The 18035-nt window shown below is 71.5% G+C and carries 14 protein-coding genes and 1 pseudogene; 8 read left to right on the top strand and 7 right to left on the bottom strand.

Annotated elements, in window-relative coordinates; genetic code table 11:
- Positions 1 to 14 precede the first annotated feature (14 nt).
- From ACFYW8_RS33660 to ACFYW8_RS33650, 3 genes are all read left to right on the top strand, one after another.
- The gene (locus ACFYW8_RS33660) at positions 15 to 983 is read left to right on the top strand and encodes an aldo/keto reductase (RefSeq protein WP_389086569.1); all 969 of its coding nucleotides are present in this window, start codon (positions 15 to 17) and stop codon (positions 981 to 983) included.
- A gap of 860 nt (positions 984 to 1843) precedes the next feature.
- Positions 1844 to 3931, top strand: coding sequence for a ricin-type beta-trefoil lectin domain protein (locus tag ACFYW8_RS33655; RefSeq protein ID WP_389086564.1), 2088 nt, complete (start codon positions 1844 to 1846; stop codon positions 3929 to 3931).
- A 358-nt stretch (positions 3932 to 4289) separates the two neighbouring features.
- Positions 4290 to 6014 carry a dolichyl-phosphate-mannose--protein mannosyltransferase gene (locus tag ACFYW8_RS33650; protein ID WP_389086558.1) on the top strand — a complete coding sequence of 575 codons (1725 nt, stop codon included), beginning with the start codon at positions 4290 to 4292 and terminating at the stop codon, positions 6012 to 6014.
- A 110-nt stretch (positions 6015 to 6124) separates the two neighbouring features.
- On the opposite strand, the gene ACFYW8_RS33645 is transcribed toward ACFYW8_RS33650, so the two are convergent.
- The 4 genes and pseudogenes from ACFYW8_RS33645 to ACFYW8_RS33630 form a co-directional block, all read right to left on the bottom strand.
- Complete coding sequence (locus ACFYW8_RS33645) at positions 6125 to 6871, bottom strand: DUF4232 domain-containing protein (protein ID WP_389086554.1); 747 nt, start codon at positions 6869 to 6871, stop codon at positions 6125 to 6127.
- Between the two features lie 142 nt (positions 6872 to 7013).
- Positions 7014 to 8405, bottom strand: a complete 1392-nt coding sequence (locus tag ACFYW8_RS33640; RefSeq protein WP_389086549.1) for a serine/threonine-protein kinase — start codon at positions 8403 to 8405, stop codon at positions 7014 to 7016.
- A 318-nt stretch (positions 8406 to 8723) separates the two neighbouring features.
- Positions 8724 to 9593, bottom strand: coding sequence for a universal stress protein (locus tag ACFYW8_RS33635; protein ID WP_389086544.1), 870 nt, complete (start codon positions 9591 to 9593; stop codon positions 8724 to 8726).
- Between the two features lie 34 nt (positions 9594 to 9627).
- A pseudogene (locus ACFYW8_RS33630) lies at positions 9628 to 9759 on the bottom strand (universal stress protein); the annotation flags it as partial.
- 582 nt (positions 9760 to 10341) lie between these two features.
- On the opposite strand from ACFYW8_RS33630, the gene ACFYW8_RS33625 reads away from it, so the two are divergent.
- The 3 genes from ACFYW8_RS33625 (at position 10342) to ACFYW8_RS33615 (ending at position 13232) form a co-directional block, all read left to right on the top strand.
- Positions 10342 to 11253 carry a DUF1918 domain-containing protein gene (locus ACFYW8_RS33625; RefSeq protein WP_389086539.1) on the top strand — a complete coding sequence of 304 codons (912 nt, stop codon included), beginning with the start codon at positions 10342 to 10344 and terminating at the stop codon, positions 11251 to 11253.
- 121 nt (positions 11254 to 11374) lie between these two features.
- On the top strand, positions 11375 to 12367 hold the full coding sequence (locus ACFYW8_RS33620) for an Acg family FMN-binding oxidoreductase (protein WP_389086533.1): 993 nt from the start codon (positions 11375 to 11377) through the stop codon (positions 12365 to 12367).
- 313 nt (positions 12368 to 12680) lie between these two features.
- Positions 12681 to 13232 carry an RNA polymerase sigma factor gene (locus ACFYW8_RS33615; RefSeq protein WP_365869899.1) on the top strand — a complete coding sequence of 184 codons (552 nt, stop codon included), beginning with the start codon at positions 12681 to 12683 and terminating at the stop codon, positions 13230 to 13232.
- Between the two features lie 175 nt (positions 13233 to 13407).
- Here the strand turns inward: ACFYW8_RS33615 and ACFYW8_RS33610 are convergent, their stop codons facing one another.
- The gene (locus ACFYW8_RS33610) at positions 13408 to 14757 is read right to left on the bottom strand and encodes a jacalin-like lectin (protein ID WP_389086526.1); all 1350 of its coding nucleotides are present in this window, start codon (positions 14755 to 14757) and stop codon (positions 13408 to 13410) included.
- A gap of 30 nt (positions 14758 to 14787) precedes the next feature.
- Positions 14788 to 16167, bottom strand: a complete 1380-nt coding sequence (locus ACFYW8_RS33605; RefSeq protein WP_389086521.1) for a glycoside hydrolase family 43 protein — start codon at positions 16165 to 16167, stop codon at positions 14788 to 14790.
- A 334-nt stretch (positions 16168 to 16501) separates the two neighbouring features.
- Here ACFYW8_RS33605 and ACFYW8_RS33600 point away from each other — a divergent pair, with 334 nt between their 5' ends.
- A complete protein-coding gene (locus ACFYW8_RS33600; protein WP_389086516.1) occupies positions 16502 to 16993 on the top strand; it encodes an HAD family acid phosphatase in 492 nt (163 codons plus the stop codon).
- A gap of 41 nt (positions 16994 to 17034) precedes the next feature.
- Here the strand turns inward: ACFYW8_RS33600 and ACFYW8_RS33595 are convergent, their stop codons facing one another.
- Positions 17035 to 17250, bottom strand: a complete 216-nt coding sequence (locus tag ACFYW8_RS33595; RefSeq protein ID WP_261707589.1) for a dodecin — start codon at positions 17248 to 17250, stop codon at positions 17035 to 17037.
- Between the two features lie 504 nt (positions 17251 to 17754).
- Between ACFYW8_RS33595 and ACFYW8_RS33590 the strand changes: the two genes are divergently transcribed.
- Positions 17755 to 17928 carry a hypothetical protein gene (locus ACFYW8_RS33590; protein ID WP_389086508.1) on the top strand — a complete coding sequence of 58 codons (174 nt, stop codon included), beginning with the start codon at positions 17755 to 17757 and terminating at the stop codon, positions 17926 to 17928.
- The last annotated feature ends 107 nt before the right edge of the window (positions 17929 to 18035 follow it).

Genomic DNA, 18035 nt, shown 5'->3' with positions numbered 1-18035 from the left:
GAGCAGGAGTGAGCATGCAGTACGTGAAGCTCGGTTCGACGGGTCTGGACGTCTCCCGGATCTGCCTGGGCTGCATGAGTTTCGGCATCCCCGACCGGGGCGCCCACGAATGGACGCTCGACGAGGAGGCCTCGCGCCCGTTGATCCGCCAGGCACTGGAGGCCGGGATCACCTTCTTCGACACGGCGAACGTGTACTCCGACGGCACCAGTGAGGAGATCGTCGGCCGGGTGCTCGCCGAGCACGCGCGCCGCGACGAGATCGTCATCGCCAGCAAGGTCAACGGCGCGATGCACGAGGGCCCCAACGGCCGCGGTCTGTCCCGCAAGGCGATCATGACGGAGATCGACCACAGTCTGCGCCGCCTCGGCACCGACTACGTCGACCTCTACCAGATCCACCGCTTCGACCGCGCCACCCCCGTCGAGGAGACGATGGAGGCACTGCACGACGTGGTCAAGGCGGGCAAGGCCCGTTACATCGGGGCGAGTTCGATGTACGCCTGGGAGTTCTCCAAGGCCCAGTACACCGCCACGCTGCACGGCTGGACCAGGTTCGTCTCCATGCAGAACCACTACAACCTCCTCTACCGCGAGGAGGAGCGCGAGATGCTGCCGCTCTGCGCCGACCAAGGTGTCGGCGTCCTGCCGTGGAGCCCGCTCGCCCGCGGCCGGCTCACCCGCGACTGGGACACGGCCACCGCACGCAGCCGCAACGACGAGTTCGGCCGGAAACTGTACCGGGACGGCGACCGCGAGATCGTCGACGCGGTCGCGCGGATCGCCGCCGAGCGTGAGGTGCCGCGTGCCAGGATCGCGCTCGCCTGGCTGCTGCGGCCCGGCACGGTCACCGCGCCCATCGTCGGCGCCACCAAGCCGCTGCACATCGAGGACGCGGTCGCCTCGCTCGACGTGGAGCTCTCGGACAAGGAGATCGAGGAGATGGAACAGCCGTACACACCCCGGGCGATCAGCGGTCACTGACGGCACGAGCCGCCACAGCGCCGACTGCGGCCGAGCCGACTTCGGCCGGGCCGGCTGCGACCGAGCCGGCTAGGACCGAGCCGACTGGGGCCGGGCCGGCTACGACCGAGCCGGCTACGACCGAGCCGGCTGGGGCCGGGCCGGCTGCGACCGAGCCGTCTAGGACCGAGCCGGCTGGGGCCGGGCCGGCTGCGACCGAGCCGCTCGCACCGGTTCGGTCGTTACGGCGCCCGCGCACCCGGCGTGGCCGTCAGCGCGCTCGGCCATCTCCGCGCCGGCCGTCATCGCGCCCAGCACCCCACCCCGTCGGGCGCACGACGGCCGGCGTTCCGGGGCGGGTGGGAGGGTCACGACGGCCGGCCCACCGCGAAGGCTCCGCGCCGTGCCGCCGGAACGTCGGAGATCGGCGTCCGAGTGACAGGAATTCCGTGCGGAAAGGCGCTCGGATGAGCGCGTGAGAGCGCTCCCATTGCGGAGACTTCGGACGGATGGTGGATCCTTCGGGTTTCCGAATTCCTTTTAGCGCGGGCTTGACTGACATTTGGTCAATATCCAGGGCGGCGCCTCGTTAAGGGAAAATCGGGGATCGCTTGTTCCTGCTCGCCGCCCTGTGCAAAGGTGTGCGTTGTCGGCGTGCAGACAATATTGGCTTCGTTCTGCGCGCGTGCGGCGCGCCCGCTCCCCTCGCCCGAAAGGGCTGTCAGAGGTGGTCGTTCGCGGCGGCACCCCCCATGGGTAGACCCTCCGGCTCCGTCGGGCGGTCTACATACCCATTGGTATGGACTATTTGCCACGCTACCTTTGGGAGGAAAGCGGACGTGAATGACGGAACGCTGTCTCATTCGTCTGACCCCGGTCGCTTGTCCGAGGTGTCGGATGAGCGGCTCGCGGCCGAGCTGAAGAGCCAGGGAGGCGCGCCCGCGAACTATCCCGTCGGAGAACTCCTGGACCGCCACTGGGAGGCGGTGTTCTCTTACGCGCGGCTGTGCACCGGCGGCGTACGTCCCGCCGGAATGCTCACCACCGCCTCATTCACGCGCCTGTTCGGTGATTCGCTGCACCAGGGCGGGCCCAGCGCCGCGTGGCGGCCCCAACTGCTCGTCACCGTCCGCCGCATCGCGGCCGAGTGGCTCGCGGACCCGCGGCGCGAACTGCTCGATCCCGAACTCCTCGCCGAAGCGGACCGGGAGGACCGTCAGGACCGGGCGGCGGCACGACTGCTTCCGCCGGAGGACAGGCGACTGATCTCCCGGGCGTTCCAGCGGCTGCCCGAACCGGCCCGCTGCCTGCTGTGGCACGTGGAGGTGGAGGCCGAACAACCGGACGTGCCCGCCGCCCTGTTGGGCATCTTCCCGGAGGACGCGGTCACCGAGCTGGAGCGGTCCAGGGAACGCCTGCGCCAGGGCTGCCTGGAGATCCACCACGAACTCGCCCCCGGGGACGAGTGCCGCCGCTACCACCGCATGCTCGACGTCTCCTTCCGGCGCGGCGGCGCCGACCTCGACCCCGACCTGCGGCGCCACATGGACGAATGCGGCCACTGCCGGTACGCGGCCGACCAGTTGAGCCAGTTCAACGGCGATCTCGCCGTTCCGCTCGCCGAGGCGGTCCTCGGCTGGGGTGCCCGCGCCTACGTGGCTTCCCGGCAGGCGCGGGCCGCGGCCGGCGCGGAGGCGGTCCGGGAGCCGGGGGCCGGCGACAGCGACCAGGGCATGCCTCTCGCGGGCGGAGCGACGGCCGCCGGGAACTGGCCGACCGCGGAAACCGCCCGCATCGTCGAGTTCCGGCCCGAAGGCGGCGCGGTACGCCCGCTGGACCTTCCCCCGCTCACCCCGCCGGACACCGGGCCGGTCATGGGCGCCCCGCCCATGGCTCAAGAGGCGACGGCGCCGCAACCCGCCGCCCCGTCCCCCCGGGGTGACACCACACCCGGCGCCGCCGCAGCAGGCCGAGACACCCGTGCCTCCCGCCGCCGGGGTGCGCCCCTCTCCCGCCCCGGCCCGCGCGCCTCCCGCAGGGCCACAGGGCACAAGGCCCCCCGGCGCTCACCGGGGCGTCGCAACGTCGCCCTCGGCGTGCTGACCGTCAGCGCGCTGATCCTGGTCCCGCTGGTCCTGTGGGCGGCCGACTCGGACACCGGCGGCCAGAAGGGTACGGCCGACGGCACCCACTCCTCCGCGGCACCGAGCCGGCGTGACAACCCGTCCTGGGCCGGGACCGGCGAGCAGAAGAACGGCACCGTGCGCGGCCGGCTGCGCAACGCCGCTACCGGGCTGTGCGTCGGAATCGCCGGGACCACGCCCGCGAGCGGCGTGGAGACCCGGCTCATCCCGTGCTCGTCAGCGTCGGCGACGGAATACACGTACGCGGCGGACGGGCTGTTGCGCGACGCGGCCCACCCCGACCTGTGCCTCGACTCCCACCTCGGCTACTCCGTCCAACTGGCCCCCTGTACGGGCCCGTCGCAGCCCGGCGCCAAGAACGTCCGCTACGACTTCACCCTCCAGGGCATGCTGGTGCCGCGCTGGAACCAGGATCTCGCCCTCGCCCCCGCGTCGGCCGCGGGGGAGTCGGCGCTCGTCCTCAAGCTCCGTACGGACGAGCCGGTCCAGCACTGGACGCTCGACGCCTCGGCGCCCTCGCTCCAACTGGAAGTGGTCAACTGGGACTCCACGACCGGCGACGCGAAGGACTCCACCACCCGGGAGCGGTCCACGTCCTCGGCGGCACCGGCCCCGACCGCCACCAGGGCGCCCACCGCGACACCGTCGACGGCGGGTGAGACCGCCTCGGCCGCGGCCCCTTCCGGCGGCTCCTGCTCCGCCCTCTCCGCCTACTGTCCGGCGGACGGCCACAACGGCTCGGTCCGGGACGGCGGATACGGTACGGGCTCCGGCGACGGCGGCTCCGGATCGTTCGGCGGAGGGGGCCAGGGAGGCCGCCGCTGATGCGATGGGCTCCGGCGGCTCCGTGCCCGCAGGCGTTCATCGACGCGCCCGGCCGCGCGGCCGGCCCACTCCCGGCCCCGCGTTCGGCCCTCCCCGCGGCAGCCGGGCGACTGTGCCCCGTTGTGCGCCCCGTTGTTCTCCCGAGCGGGATCCGGCCGAGCATCGAGCTGTCGAGAACGACGACGAAGTCCCGGGCCATCGCTCGGGCGCCCCGGACATCTCGCTGTCAAGCTCGTCACGCGGTCCAGGCGCGAGCAGTCCCGATCAGCGAGGGACGACTTGAGCCGGCATGACCACCACCGACCGCCGGGCAGCTGCTCCCGCTCGTCCTGCTCTCCACGAGTAGAAAGCTCACCACGTGATCCGTGAGAACACGCCCGCGTTCGTCGACGAGCCACGGGAGAGGGCGAATCGTCGCCCGGTCTCCTGGGAGCGGCGGCTGCGGCAGTTCGGGCATGTCGAGCGCCCGCGTACGTCCGTGCGCGACCGTCTGGTCGTGCCGTTTCCCGAAGCCGGGTCACGGCTTTGGCGCACTCTCGGGCTGTCCCCGGCAGCGGCGTGCCGGTTGGCGCGCTGGTCGCAATGGGGAGGGCCGCTGCTGGTGGCGCTCCTTGCCGGGCTGCCGCGCTTTTGGCATCTGGGCAGCCCTCGGGCGGTCGTGTTCGACGAGACGTACTACGCCAAGGACGCGTGGTCCTTGCTGCGGTCCGGCTACGAGGGCACCTGGCCGAAGGGCCAGATCTCCGACCCGCAGATCCTGGCCGACCCCCAGGTGATCCCGCTCTCCGACGCCGGGTCCTTCGTCGCCCACCCGCCGACGGGCAAATGGGTCATCGCCCTCGGCGAGTGGATGTTCGGCCTCACCCCCTTCGGCTGGCGCTTCATGACGGCGCTCCTCGGCACGCTGTCGGTGCTGATGCTGTGCCGAATAGGACGCCGCCTGTTCCGTTCGACACTGCTGGGCTGCCTGGCCGGAGCACTGATGGCGGTGGACGGTCTGCACTACGTGATGAGCCGCACCGCCCTGCTCGACCTCGTCGTCATGTTCTTCGTACTGGCGGCGTTCGGCTGCCTGCTCATCGACCGGGACAGCGCGCGGGCCCGGCTCGCGGCAGCTCTGCCGGTCGAGGAGGACGGCCGGGTGCGCCCGGACGGACACACCGGCGACCGGGCCGGGGCGGGAGCGCGTCCCTGGCGGCTCGCCGCCGGACTCTGCCTGGGACTGGCGGCCTCGACCAAGTGGAACGGCCTGTACTTCCTGGTCTTCTTCATGATCCTCACCCTGCTGTGGGACGTCGGCGCCCGCCGCGTGGCGGGGGCGCGCCACCCCTACCGCGCGGTCCTGCGCAAGGACCTCTGCTGGTCCGTGCTGTCCCTCGCCCCGGTCGCTGTCCTGACGTATCTGGCGACATGGACCGGCTGGTTCCTGTCCGACAACGGCTACGGACGCCACTGGGCGGACGCCCGCGGTGGCACGTGGTCGTGGATTCCGGCCCCGCTGCGCAGCCTGTGGCACTACGAGCACGGGGTCTACCAGTTCAATGTGGGGCTGAGCACTCCCCACAAGTACCAGTCGAACCCCTGGAGTTGGCTGGTCCTCGGCCGCCCCGTGCTGTTCCACTACCAGTCGCCGGCACCCGGGAAAGACGGCTGCCACGCGGCGGCGGGCTGCACACAGGCGATCCTCGCCCTGGGAACACCGCTCCTGTGGTGGTCGGCATGCTGCGCACTCGTGTACCTGCTCTACCGATGGGCGCTGCGCCGCGACTGGCGCTCCGGTGCCGTCCTCTGCGCGGTGGGTGCCGGCTATCTGCCCTGGTTCCTGTACCAGGACCGCACGATCTTCTCCTTCTACGCGGTCGTCTTCGTGCCCTACCTGTGCCTGGCCGTGACGATGATGCTGGGAGCCCTGCTGGGTCCGGCGGGAGCGACCGACAAGCGCCGCAGACGAGGTGCGGTGGCCGCAAGCGTGCTGGTCCTGCTCATCGCCTGGAACTTCATCTATTTCTTCCCGGTCTACACCGGACAGACCATCCCGCGGTCCGACTGGCTCGCCAGAATGTGGCTCGACACCTGGATCTGAGCCCGGCCACCCGGTACGCGCCGGCGACCCGCGCGCGCCCTGGACCGGATGGGAACCGATTCGCCGTCGGGTGGCGGGGGGAGCGCGGGACGGCCGTCGTGGGCGTGCGGTCAGGCGCCGCTCCCGGGGCGGACGACCGTCAGGGAGACCGACGAGGCGTTGCCGGACACGGGCACCTCGCCCCCTGTCCACCGCACGGTGAGGGAGTCCTTCTCGTCGGGCGGTGTGACGATCAGTGAAGCGGGCGTCGCCGTACCGGCCCCGCTGATCCCCGGATTGGAGAAGGTCAGACCCGACCACGCGCTGTGCCCGGGCGCGAGCACGACCGTCGTGGGCGTGCCCGCGGACCGCAGCGGGTCGGCGCCGAGTTGCTTGCCGGACGCGTCGACGAACGCCGCTCCGGGATAGCCGCGCACGGTGCAGGTGCGCCCGGAACCGTTCGTCAGGACGACGGGGAAGTTCTCCTGCCCCGCGCCCGGGTCGTTGCGGCCGACCGAGGCACGCAGCTCCGAGGTGTGGCAGCGGCCGCCGGCGACGCTCCCCGAGGAGGCCGGGGCCGAGCCGGATCCCGACCCGGTTCCCTTCCCGGTTCCCGTCTTCTTCGCGGGGGCGCTCGCGGCCGGGTCGGCCGCTCCGGTGGAGCCCGCCTTCGTGCCGGTGTCGCCGGAGGCCGGTCCGGCCGTGCCGGGAAGGGTCTTCGGCGAGCTCTGCGGGGTGCCGTTGCCGCAGGCGGTGAGCAGGCTCAGCAGTGCGACACCCGCGAGCAGCGCGGCCCGTCGTGCGGCGGGTGAAGGACGGTGCGTGGGCACCGTGCCGGACCGGTCCGTGTCCGCCGGCGTGCGCGGGAAGGTCGACATGTCACCACTCCTTGCGTGTCTCCGCACGAGCTTGTCGCCCGTGCGCGGGGCGCTTCGTGCCCGTCACTACTGTCGGATGCGCCCGGGGGCCGAAAAGTTCGCGGGACCGCCGACGAATTCCGCCGGGACCGCCCGCGCAGGATCAGGCCTTGAGCCGTACGGAGCCGATGACGCCGTCTGCCGTCTCGTCGTCACCGCTCTCCTGGCGGATCTGGACATAGATCTGAGGCTGTCCGGGACCGCCCGCCGAGGTGAGCGCCGCTTCCGTGAGGGACCCGTGTCCGCCCGGACAGCGGTCCCAGGTCCGTATCAGTCCGTGCCAGCGCGCGCCGGAGTAGGCGCGGCTTCCGGCGTAGTGGCATCCGGGGTGCGTGACGGCGCGGACCTCGCCGGTCACGTCGCCGTGTTCGCTGAGTCCCGCGAAGGCTCCGTCGACGGCGGAGCCGAGGTCCTGCCAGCGATCCAGGCGGCTCGCGACGACGAGACCGGGTTCCGTGCCGTCCTGGAGTCCGACCGTCTTCGGATTCCACCCGGAGCCGCGCAACTGCCCGCCCCAGCCGGCCGGTACCTCCACCGTGATCCGGCCCGTGCCGTCCTCGACCCGGAGGGTCTTCGGGGCGGCCGAGCGGCTCAGCAGTAGGGCGGTGGCGCCGACGGCGCAGGCCACGACGAAGCCCGTCAGCGTCAGGAGGGTGGTGCGCCGACGCCGCCGGGTCCGGGGGACGCCCTTGTCCGAGACCTCCTCGGCCAGCCGGTCGAGCTCCGCGGCGAAGGCGGCCGCGGTGGGCCAGCGCCGCTCCCGGTCGGGTTCCATGGCGCGCAGCAGTGCCCGCCCGACGGCCGGGCCGACCTCCGTACGGAGCCGGTCGGGCCGTTCGACCTTGCCGGGCGGGCCCGGAACCGAACCGGTGACGAGATGGTGGCCGAGGGCGCCCAGGCTGTACACGTCGGCCCGCGCGTCGATCCCGGATCCGGGCTGGGCCTGCTCGGGCGGGGTGTAGCCGGCCGAACCCGCCGCGATGGTGAGTCCGGAGGCCTGGGCCAGGCTCTTGGCCAGTCCGAGGTCGGCCAGCAGGACCCGGTCGGCTCCGCCGGGGGTGGTGCGCAGCAGTACGTTGGACGGCTTGATGTCGCGGTGCACGATCCCGGCCTCGTGCAGCGCCGCCGCGCCCCGGGCCGCCAGGGCCGTAAGACGCAGCGCCTCCGCGACGGGCAGCGCTCCGGCCTCGATCCGGTCGGCGAGGGTGCCTCCGTCGGCGTACTCCATGACGAAGTAGGGCCTGCCGTCGGGGAGTTCACCGATGTCGTAGACCTGGACGACCCGGCTCGAGTCTGCCTTGCGGAGCAACCGGGCCTCGGAGAGGAAGCGTTCCCGGATGTCCAGGCGGTCGATCCAGTTCTCGGAGAGCACTTTGACCGCCACGGTCGCGTCGAGGACGTCGTCGTGGGCGAGCCAGACCACGCCGAAACCACCGGCGCCCAGGCGCCGTTCCGGACGATAGCGGCCGATGCGATCGAGAGGATCCCTCAGCACGGACGTCCCGCCGAACGGCTCGTCGACCGGTGGGGGCGGCCACGGCCTTCCTGGCTCGCCGTCGTCGCACCGCCGGCGGAGCCGGACGAACGCCCCTGAGGCGCCTGTCGGTAGGTGTTCCCGGTTCCTCGACGCCGAGAGAGGTGTTCACGGCGGTCGTGTCCGGTCGGCCGCGTCCGTGGAGGCTTACGCATCCTGTGTTCACCAACGGGCATGTGCTCTCCAGGGCGGGGCGGAAACCACGAGCGCCACGCCGTGGCCGCGGTCCGTCTGAGGGCTGCTGCTCCCGGCAGAGCTCGAACCACTGAAGCGTACCGGTCACGTTCGTCGCCGAACACGGCCCCTTTTCTCCGCGGGGATGCCCGCGAGCTCCTTGCGGAGACGGTCGCTGCTGAGGAGCGTGACGCCGAGGCGATCGGCCAGCGCGCCGGAGAGAGTGGACTTGCCGCTGCCGGGCAGGCCGCCGACGAGTGCGAGGCCGACGGCGACGGCGCAGCCGGCGTGATGGACGGCGGCCTGGGCCACGGGCCCCAGCCGGGCCGTCAGGTGAGGATGGTGCCGGCGTCGGCCGACCGTCAGCAGCCCGGCACCCTCGGCCTCCCGCAGGACGGCCTTCGCGGGACTTTCGAGCCGCACCACATCGGTCACCTCCACACCGGGGAACTTCTCGCGCCATGCGCGGAGCACCTGGTTCAGCTGCTCCCGGGCCTCGTGGGCGATCTCCTCGGCCACGCCGTGGTCAGTGCCCCAGGGGGCGTGGGCGTGCAGCGGCAGGCTGCGGCCGTGGACGACCCGCAGGGGGGCGCTCCACGCCGCGGCGGTGACGAACGCGAAGGAGAGCACGTCCTCGCACGGGCCGTGCAGTTGCACGGCCGCGACCACGGGCTCTGCCGTACGGGGCGGCGCGGGCCGCGGGCCCGCCTCGCGCGTGTTCGCGCGGACCAGGACCACCGCGTGCTCGGCCCGAGCCACGACGGGCATGCTGATGTCGCCCAGGAAGTAGCTCTCGACGGATCCCAGCCCGCGCGAGCCGAGCACGATCATCTCGGACTCCCCGGCAGCTTTCAGCAGTGCCTGCTGGGCGTCGTCCGCGACCAGCTCGCCGACGACGGAGAGCCGCGGGTAGCGTGCCTGGAGTTCCGACAGCGCATTGTCGACGATGCGCTTCGCCCAGTAGTTCTGATCCACCTCCGCGGGAAGACGGGCAAAGACGGGCCGGTCCGGGCACCAGCAGGGGCCATGCGTGCAGCAGGCGCAGTGTGAGCTGCCGCCGCTGGGCTTCCTCGGCGGCCCAGTGGGCGGCGGCAAGGCTCTCGGGTGAGCCGTCGAGGCCCACGGTGATGGCTGGCTCCATGGCGGCTGCCTCCGTCTCGTACCAAGCTGGAGTGACGATGAAGCTGTCCCTTCGTCCAGCGTGCGCCCGTATGCCGCGGACGGCCTCTTCTCAAGAACGTGGGGAGGTACCCCCGAGGCCCCCGAGGCCCCCGAGGCCCCGTGCAGCACCTGACGGCCCTTGCCGGAGCAGGGCTCAGGCCGACGCGGAGTCCCGTCGCCAGGACTGGACGAGCGGAGTGAAGATTCCCCGGGTGGCCGCGGTCCGGGGACCTTCGGCCCTTTGACCGGGAGCCACGGACCGTCCGATCGTGGAAGGGAACCCGACCGGCGCCTTCTGGAGGCCAGGTCATGAACGCACACGGCAAGCGCCCGTCCCGTGCCCGTCCGTCGCGCCAGGACGACTCGTCCGCCGGCGCGGAACCGCCGCGGCGTCCGTCCCCCGGGTCGAGGCGTGCCTCCGGGCAGGGGGCGCCCAGCGCGTCCTCACGGCGACGTGCCGTCGGCTCTCGCCCGGGACACGTCCGGGTGGCGTCGCATGCGGCGGTGTCCCGCGCGTGCCACGTTGGCTCCACCACCCTCTCTTCAGGAAGCGGAGGCGATCATGCGAGCTCACCTCGGAGATCACCTCGTCATCGAAAGCGTGACGACCGGCGCCGCCAGGCGCGACGGAGAGATCGTCGGAATCCACCATCCGGACGGCACACCCCCCTACGACGTGCGCTGGTCGGACACGGACGAGGTGACACTGGTGTTTCCCGGGCCGGACGCCCGTGTCCGTCCCGTCGAGCCGGCCCCCGAACCCCCCGGCACCTCCCGGCCGGAGGAGGAACCGAGTGGCGTGGGCGGCATGAGCTCACACCACGAGCCCCCCAACCCCGGTGACATCGGCCGGCGCCTGACCGCCGCGCGGGAGCGGCAGGGGCTGACCCGGACCGAAACGGCACGGCGCGCGCGCATGGCGCCGGACTACCTGGCGTACCTCGAAGAACGCCAGGCCGATCCGAGCCTGGCGAGTCTCATCAGGCTGGCCGACGCGCTCGGCGTCAGCGTCGAGGCCCTGCGTGGCGGCGGCGCCGAGCTGCCGCCCGGCCGAGGGCAGGCGCTCCTCCACCCCCGGTTGAGGGACCTGGGACCCGAGGAATGCCGCGCCCGGCTGTCCACGCACGGCGTGGGCCGCATCGCGGTGTCGGCGTCCGACGGCCCATCGGTCGTCCCGGTGAACTACGAGGTCGTGGACGACGCGATCGCCTTCCGGACCGCTCCCGGATCAGTGGTGGCGGAGGCGGTGGGAAAGGAGGTCGCCTTCGAGGTCGACCATCTGGACGAGGCGATGAGCCAGGGCTGGAGCGTGCTCGTCGTCGGTACCGCGCTGAGCGTCACGGAACCCGAGGCTGTGCGACGGCTGGCCGACCATGCCCACACCGAGCCATGGGCGGGCGGTGACCGTCGGATGTGGGTGTCGATCCGCCCCGAGCGCGTCACCGGGCGTCGCATCACCGCGGCCGATCAGTGACGGGTGCGGGACGGTCGCTCTCAGGAGCCCGCCGCCCGCAGGCGATGCCCACGACCACCGACGAGACAACCGAAGAACGGTCCCGTCCCCCGGGGCCGCCGACTCGCGAAGGGAGGCTCCCATGAGCCCTCGGACACCGACCGACGAGTGGGTGGCGGCCCTGGTCCACGATGCTGCCGCCGCCCCGTCGATGCACAACGCACAGCCCTGGCGCTTCGTCTACTTCCAGGGCAGCCGCACGGTACACGTGCGGGCCGACTTCGACCGCACCATGCCGCACGCCGACCCCGACACCCGGGGCCTGCACGTCGGCTGTGGCGCGGCGCTGCTGAACCTGCGGGTCGCGGCGCTGCACGGGGGCTGGTTCCCGGTGACCCGGCTGCTGCCCGATGCGGCCGATCCAGGGCTGCTCGCGGCCGTGGAGCTGACCGACTCCGGCCGGAGCGAGAGCGGCCTCGCCGACCTGTACCCGGCGGTACACCGGCGGCACACCAGTCGCTTCCCGTTCGAGGCGACGGAGATCTCCGGCGCCGTCCGCACGGCGCTCGGTGACGCGGCCCACCGTGAGGGAGCCGTCCTGGAATTTCCCGACGCATGGCGGCTGGAGGAAGTACTGGAACTGATCGAGGAGGGCGAGGCGCGCAACCTGACCGACCCGGGCAGCAGCGAGGATCTGGCCACCTGGACCCGACTCGACACCCCTGCCGGGACCACCGCTTCCGACGGGGTCCCGGAGCACGCCTTCGGTCCGCTCAAGCACGGCGGCAGGGCTCCGATGCGCGACTTCGCCGGGGACGAGCCCCTGGCGCATCGCGAGGCGAGACAGTTCGAGCGATCCCCTCAACTGGCTCTCATCAGCACGGCCGAAGACGGTCCGGCGGACTGGTTGTGCGCCGGACAGGCCATGGAGCGAGTGCTGCTGGTGGCCACCGGCAAGGGGCTGTCCAGCTCCTTCGCCACTCAGGCACTTGAGTGGACCGACCTGCGCTGGCCGCTGCGCGACCCGGTGTCCGGGACCGGCAACGTACAGATGGTGCTGCGCCTCGGATACGGTCCGGACGGTCCGGGCGCACCGCGCCGTCCGGTCTCGGACGTACTGGAGTTGCGGCCCTGACCCGCCCCGGAACGTCGAAGTACTGCTGCCGGGCCACGGCGGAGCGCGGGGCACCGGTGTCCCGAACTCTGCGGTGCCTTCGGCGGCCCGGCTGATGGCGGCCGTGTCCGACCATGACAGCCCGCCGCCGACCGGGTCCGACGAGGACGGCGCGCCCCGACCGTTTCCGACCACGACGGCCCGTCCCTGTCCGCGAGCGAACTCATGGCAGCGGACGAGCCGGGCACAGCGGCGCGCCGGTGCCGTCGGAATCGTGCTGGAGAGGCGTTCGACTATCATCCTGGCCTCTGATCGACATCGAGGGGAGCGCCCGGTGGGGGACGCGGCGGAGACGGAGCAGCTTGCCCTGCGGGCGGCCGCCGGTGACGGGGCGGCACTCGACGTCCTGCTCCACCAGGTCCGGCCCGAGGTCGTGCGGCGGTGCGGACGCTTTCTGCCCTGCCGCGAGGACGCCGAGGAGGCGGCCCAGGACGTTCTCCTCCAAGTGGCCCGGAAGATCACGACGTTCGAGGGCCGCAGCCGCTTCAGCACCTGGCTGTACACGGTGGTCGCCAACTGCGCCCGGCAGAAGTACCGCGAGCTGAGGCGGCGCGCCGCCGAGCAGCCGGAGGCGATCGACGCGGCACAGTACGTCGATCCGCGCACCACGAGTGTCATCGCGGGTTCCCGGATCGACCTCCTGGAGGCGCTGGAGCGCCTGGAGCGCGAACACCCGCATCTGGTCGCGCCGTTGGTCTACCGCGACATCTGTCAGCTGGAGTACGCGGAGGTGGCCGAGCGTGTCGGGATTCCGCTCGGCACGCTCAAGTCCCGTCTGCACGAGGCACGCAGAAAGGTCAGGCCCTGGCTGTCGGACGCTTCCTGACGGGCGGTCGACCCGGGTCCACCGCGGCCCGGCGCAGGCGGCGATCGTCTTTCGAATTCGCCTCCACACCCTCAAGCGCCTTTGCGGACCGGCGTGTTGGGCCGGCATTCCCGTCACGTTCTCCGCCGAGCCCGTTGGAACTCGGCGGAGAACGTGTTCGGTGCCTGTCGTCCGCTCAGCGCTGGGTGTAGATGAAGCCGATCTTGTCGACCTCGTCGCCCGCGCGGCCGTGGAAGCCGGCGATCTGACGGCCGGAGGGCGCGGTGCGGGTCACGCAGTCCGACGTCGTCGTACCGCCGGCCAGGGTGCGGCCGAGGTTCGTGGTGAACTTCGTGTAGAAGATCCGGGTGTGGCTGTCCTTCACGCCCTCGCAGAGCTGCGCGGAGGTGACGTACTCGCCGCTGCCGAGCGTCAGTGAGGCGGCGGTGCCGCCGGTGCCGCCGTGCGCGAACGTCGTGCCGTCGCTCAGTGTCAGCCCCATCCGGTCGACACGGGCGCCGCTGCTCAGGGTCACGGTGGTCGCGCGGGCGCCGGCCGGTACTCCGGTGATGTCGTTGAAGTAGTCGCCGTGCGGCCCGCCGAACTGGTCGCTGAGCTGGAAGGCGGTGTTGCGCGACCAGGTGAACGACGCGGTGATCGGGTCGTGGTCGGAGAGCATCAGGCCGTCGGAGGTCAGGAAGCGGGTGTGCTCGTTGTCGTAGTTCGTCGCGTCGAGCGTGACGAGCTTGCTGCCGCGGTAGAGGATCTTGTCGACGACCTCGCACGTGTCGGGCACGGTGGTGCCGCTCTGGTCGCAGACGAGCGCGTCGCTTCCCTTGGCCGGCGCGGTGCCGCCGCGAACGAGCTGGACCCAGGCGTCCGTCAGCCCGTTGGCGGCGGCGAACTCCGCGATGGTGTCGCCGGAGCGGGTGTAGCGGGTGTTCGTGTCGCCCATGACGACGACGGCGTTGCCCGCGGAATGGGTGCCGATGAACGCCGTGAGCTGGCTCAGGTTGTCGGCGCGGGAGGTGAGGTCGCCGGCGTTGGTGCCCGCGTTGGTGTGCAGGTTGTAGAAGTCGACGTAGACACCCTCGGCGAGGCGTTCCCGCATGAAGGTGAAGCCCTTGGGCGTGAGGCAGTCGCCGGAGTCGATCTGGCAGGAGTTCCAGCCGACCCGCTCGAAGTCGTCGGTGTCGTAGGGGATCTTCGAAAGGGTGTTGAGGCCGCTGCCGATGCCGGCGCCGCCGCTGGTGGGGGTGCGGTAGGGGTGCGCGGTGTCGGCCGCGTACAGGGCCGCGTGGTAGTTGAAGTCCTCCTCGACATGGACGATGTCGTAGGGGGCGATGAGCCCGCCGATCGCCGTCGTGCTGGACTCGCGGGGTGTCGGGGCGCTGGAGACGCCGTCGGGCAGCCCGGCGACGTTGTAGCTGAGCACACTGAACGTGCCCGAGTCGGCCGCGGTGGCGGGGGACGCGGCCGCGGTGAGTCCGCCGAGTGCGGCGGCTGCTGCCGCCGCACCGGCGAGAAGTCTGCGGAGAGGGGACATCGGGGGTTGTCTCCTGGGGACGAAGGGACGTCAAGAACCGACCGAGAAGGTGGCGTCGGCCTTGTCGGTGGAGGTGGAGATCGGATCGATGCGCAGCACGTAGTCTGCGTGCCTGAGGTAACGGTCCGGGTGGTTGTAGGAGCGGAAGGATGACCACGACGTGTCGGCCAGGCCCGCCGTCCGGTAGAACGTGGCGTCCTGCGCGAACACCGTGGTCCCGTCGTTGACGTCGAGCGCCATCTGATAGTCGCTGTGCCTCAGGTAGCGCGTCGGGTAGTTGACCGAACGGAACGAGACGCCCGCTGTGTCGGCGAGTCCGGGCACCAGCGTCCACTGCGAGTCCGTGTACGGGTCGAAGGGGTACTCGTCGATCCTGCCGACGTAGTTGGAGTGCCGGATGTAACGCGCCGGATAGTTGTAGGACTTGAGCCGGTTCCAGGCCGGAGCGCCCCACTTCGCGAGGAGGTTGTCGTACTCCGTCGTGGTGATCGGCTGGATGCCCGCGTGCTTGGAGTTGAGCGGCTGTGTGTACCGGCGCTGGTCGACCGCGGTCCAGGTGCCGCTCGCGAGGTCGGTGGACTGCCAGGCGTAGAAGACCCCGTTCGGCGTGTAGGTGTCTCCCCAGAGGAACCAAGTTCCGGTCGACTGGGCCTTGATGAGGATCGGGGCCTCGGTGCCGCCGTGCGCGACCGGTGTGCTGAAAACCGTGAAGCTGCCGGGGTTCAGTGACGTCGACCTGGCGCCCACCAGGGTCTGGTCCTTCTTGAAGTACAGGTAGTTCACGCCGCCGGCGCCCACGGCCAGGTCGCCGTCGATCACGTCGTAGCCGGGGTCGAAGAAGACCTGTGCCGCCGATGCCGTCACGAAGTCGGACGTGTAGTTGACCATGATGACGTTGTGGCCGGTGGAGTCGACCGCGGAGTAGATGATCCCGTACTGGCCCCGCCCGGCGTCCCAGTACGCCTCGGGCGCCCAGCTGTGGGTGGCCATGTCGTGCAGCTTCAGCCGGCGGTAGTTGGCGAAGGACCGCAGGTCGGCCGAGTCCCAGACGTGGATGTACTGGCTCTGCAGACTCCAGTCGGTGCCCTTGAGGTCTGTGGCGAGCACCACGAACGTGCCGTCCTGCCTGCGCAGGATGAACGGATCGCGCAGACCGCCGGTACCGCCGGTCGGGGTCACGACGGGCTTGTTCTGGTTCAGCGGCGTCCACTGGAGGGAGTCGGCGCTGACGGCCAGATGAAGGCCGTAGTCCGCTCCGTCGCCGTTCGGGGACTCGGTGAAGTAGCCCATCACATAGGCGCCTCCGGCCGCGGCGCGGGCGGCCGGGGTGCCGAGGGCGAAGGCGGCGGTGAGGCCGGCCATCGCGCCCAGCGCGACGCGCCGGGAGGGCTGAACCGGTCTGTCGTTCATGCCGGTCTCCTCGATGCGTGTGACGCCGTGTCGGGTGTGGTCATATGCGGCTCTCCTCGGATCGGTCCCGGGGCCGGCGAGAGGGGGTTCAACGAGAAGGGCGGGGGTTCGCCCGGACCTCCGCATGCCGAAGAGCGGGGCGATGGGTCCCTCCACCGCCCCTCTCCTGTTCGAGATGTCGAATGTTGTGCGACATGCTGTGCGAGGCATTACGGTAAGGGCTTGCCAGGTGATGTGAACAGGGCCCGTGGGAACGGAAGTTGAGCGTGTCGACGCGTGGGGTCGGGCGGTCGTGGCGCACCCGGTGTCGGCGCCGCTCTCTAGGCTGGTCCGCGTGAAGGAACAAAGCAGCAGGCCACTTGCCGTGTTCGACCTGGACGGCACCCTCGCGGACACCGCGCACCGGCAGCGGTTCCTGGAGCGCTCGCCGCGGGACTGGGACGCGTTCTTCGCGGCGGCGTCCGAGGACCCGCCGCTCGCGGAAGGCGTCGCGCTGGCGCTGAGCAGCGCGCGGGAGTGCGAGGTGGTCTATCTGACGGGCCGTCCCGAGCGGTGCCGGCGGGTGACCGTGGACTGGCTGGCCGCACAGGGCCTGCCCGGCGGGCGCATCTGGATGCGGCGCAACGACGACCGCAGGCCCGCCCGCCGCACCAAGCTGGAGATCCTTCGCCGGCTCGCCCGCGACCGGGAGATCCGCGTCCTCGTCGACGACGACGAATTCGTCTGCGAGGAGGCGGAGCGGGCCGGCTTCACGGTCGTACGGGCACGGTGGGCGGCCGCGTCAGCGGCGCTGAAGGACGCGCAGGAGCGGGAGGGGCGGACCTGAGGGGTTCTCGGCGGGTGGCGGACCCGTGGGCGCGGGTCGGGTCAGTCGGCGTCCTCCAGCCGGAAACCGAGCTTCAGGCCGACCTGGTAGTGCTCGATCCGTCCGTTCTCGATCTGGCCCCTGACCTGCGTGACCTCGAACCAGTCGAGGTTGCGCAGGGTCTGCGAGGCCCTGGTGATCCCATTGCGAATGGCCTGGTCGACGCCTTCGTGGGAGGTCCCGACGATCTCGGTGACCCGGTAGGTGTGGTCGGACATGCGGGTGCTCCTCTCCGCCGTGGCGCGAGTGCCAGGCGTCATTCCACGGTGCCCCAGGGTGTGGCCGTCCGCGAGACGGCGGGGTGACCCGGGTGACGTCGGGTGGCGGTGGGCCCTCGGCGGGGTTGATTGGTCCATACCAAACTCCAGACGCCCGTTCGAGCGACCGGCTCGTTCCCCGCGTCGGGCCCCATGCCCCGCCCTTGCCCCTGTCCGCAAGACGGAACAGGACCCTCGTGAACGTGAAACGCCGCCTTTTCGCTGTCGTCTGCGTCACCGCCTCCCTGCTCACCGCCTGCGGCACCCGCCGTCGCTCGGGCCCCGTCCGGGGCTTACGGCGAAGACGTCGGCTCGGCTGAAGGGGGGCGATCGTCCGCTCGCCGCCGGTGACGCGCGTCGTTACGCCGTGCTCGCGGGCGCGGTCGGTCTGTTGTTCCTGGCGGCGCGGGTGGCCCGCCTCGGCTTCCTGGCCGACCTCCTGTCCCGGCCGATCCCGTGGTCGCGATGATCGGTCTCGACGCGCACGGCAGCGCCGTCATCGGCGAGGCGCTCACGGCGGTCGTGGCGTACGAGGAGTGGCGCCGCCTCGACGGCGAACAGCACCGTGGGAAGGGGGTCGGCGGTGAACGTCCCCGCGACAGCCGTGACATGGGCCGTCCGGGCGCGAGCGATAAATAGCCTCCCTCCCGCCCAGGGCGAGGTACCGACGAAGCCCGGTCCCACAGGCCGTACATGATGGTCCGGCCCGCGGCGGTGAGACCGACAAGGCTTGCAGGAAAGGGCCG

The sequence above is a fragment of the Streptomyces sp. NPDC002742 genome, assembly GCF_042888885.1.
Taxonomy (GTDB): Bacteria; Actinomycetota; Actinomycetes; order Streptomycetales; family Streptomycetaceae; genus Streptomyces.
The sequence above is the reverse complement of the archived record's forward strand: the minus strand, read 5'-3'. Positions and strand labels throughout refer to the sequence as shown.

Excerpts from the sequence above, each read along its gene's own strand:
- ACFYW8_RS33660 (WP_389086569.1), top strand. The coding sequence starts at position 15 with ATGCAGTACGTGAAGCTCGGTTCGACGGGTCTGGACGTCTCCCGGATC.
- ACFYW8_RS33645 (WP_389086554.1), bottom strand. The coding sequence starts at position 6,871 with ATGTCGACCTTCCCGCGCACGCCGGCGGACACGGACCGGTCCGGCACG.
- ACFYW8_RS33625 (WP_389086539.1), top strand. The coding sequence starts at position 10,342 with ATGCGAGCTCACCTCGGAGATCACCTCGTCATCGAAAGCGTGACGACC.
- ACFYW8_RS33620 (WP_389086533.1), top strand. The coding sequence starts at position 11,375 with ATGAGCCCTCGGACACCGACCGACGAGTGGGTGGCGGCCCTGGTCCAC.
- ACFYW8_RS33610 (WP_389086526.1), bottom strand. The coding sequence starts at position 14,757 with ATGTCCCCTCTCCGCAGACTTCTCGCCGGTGCGGCGGCAGCAGCCGCC.
- ACFYW8_RS33605 (WP_389086521.1), bottom strand. The coding sequence starts at position 16,167 with ATGAACGACAGACCGGTTCAGCCCTCCCGGCGCGTCGCGCTGGGCGCG.
- ACFYW8_RS33595 (WP_261707589.1), bottom strand. The coding sequence starts at position 17,250 with ATGTCCGACCACACCTACCGGGTCACCGAGATCGTCGGGACCTCCCAC.
- ACFYW8_RS33590 (WP_389086508.1), top strand. The coding sequence starts at position 17,755 with ATGATCGGTCTCGACGCGCACGGCAGCGCCGTCATCGGCGAGGCGCTC.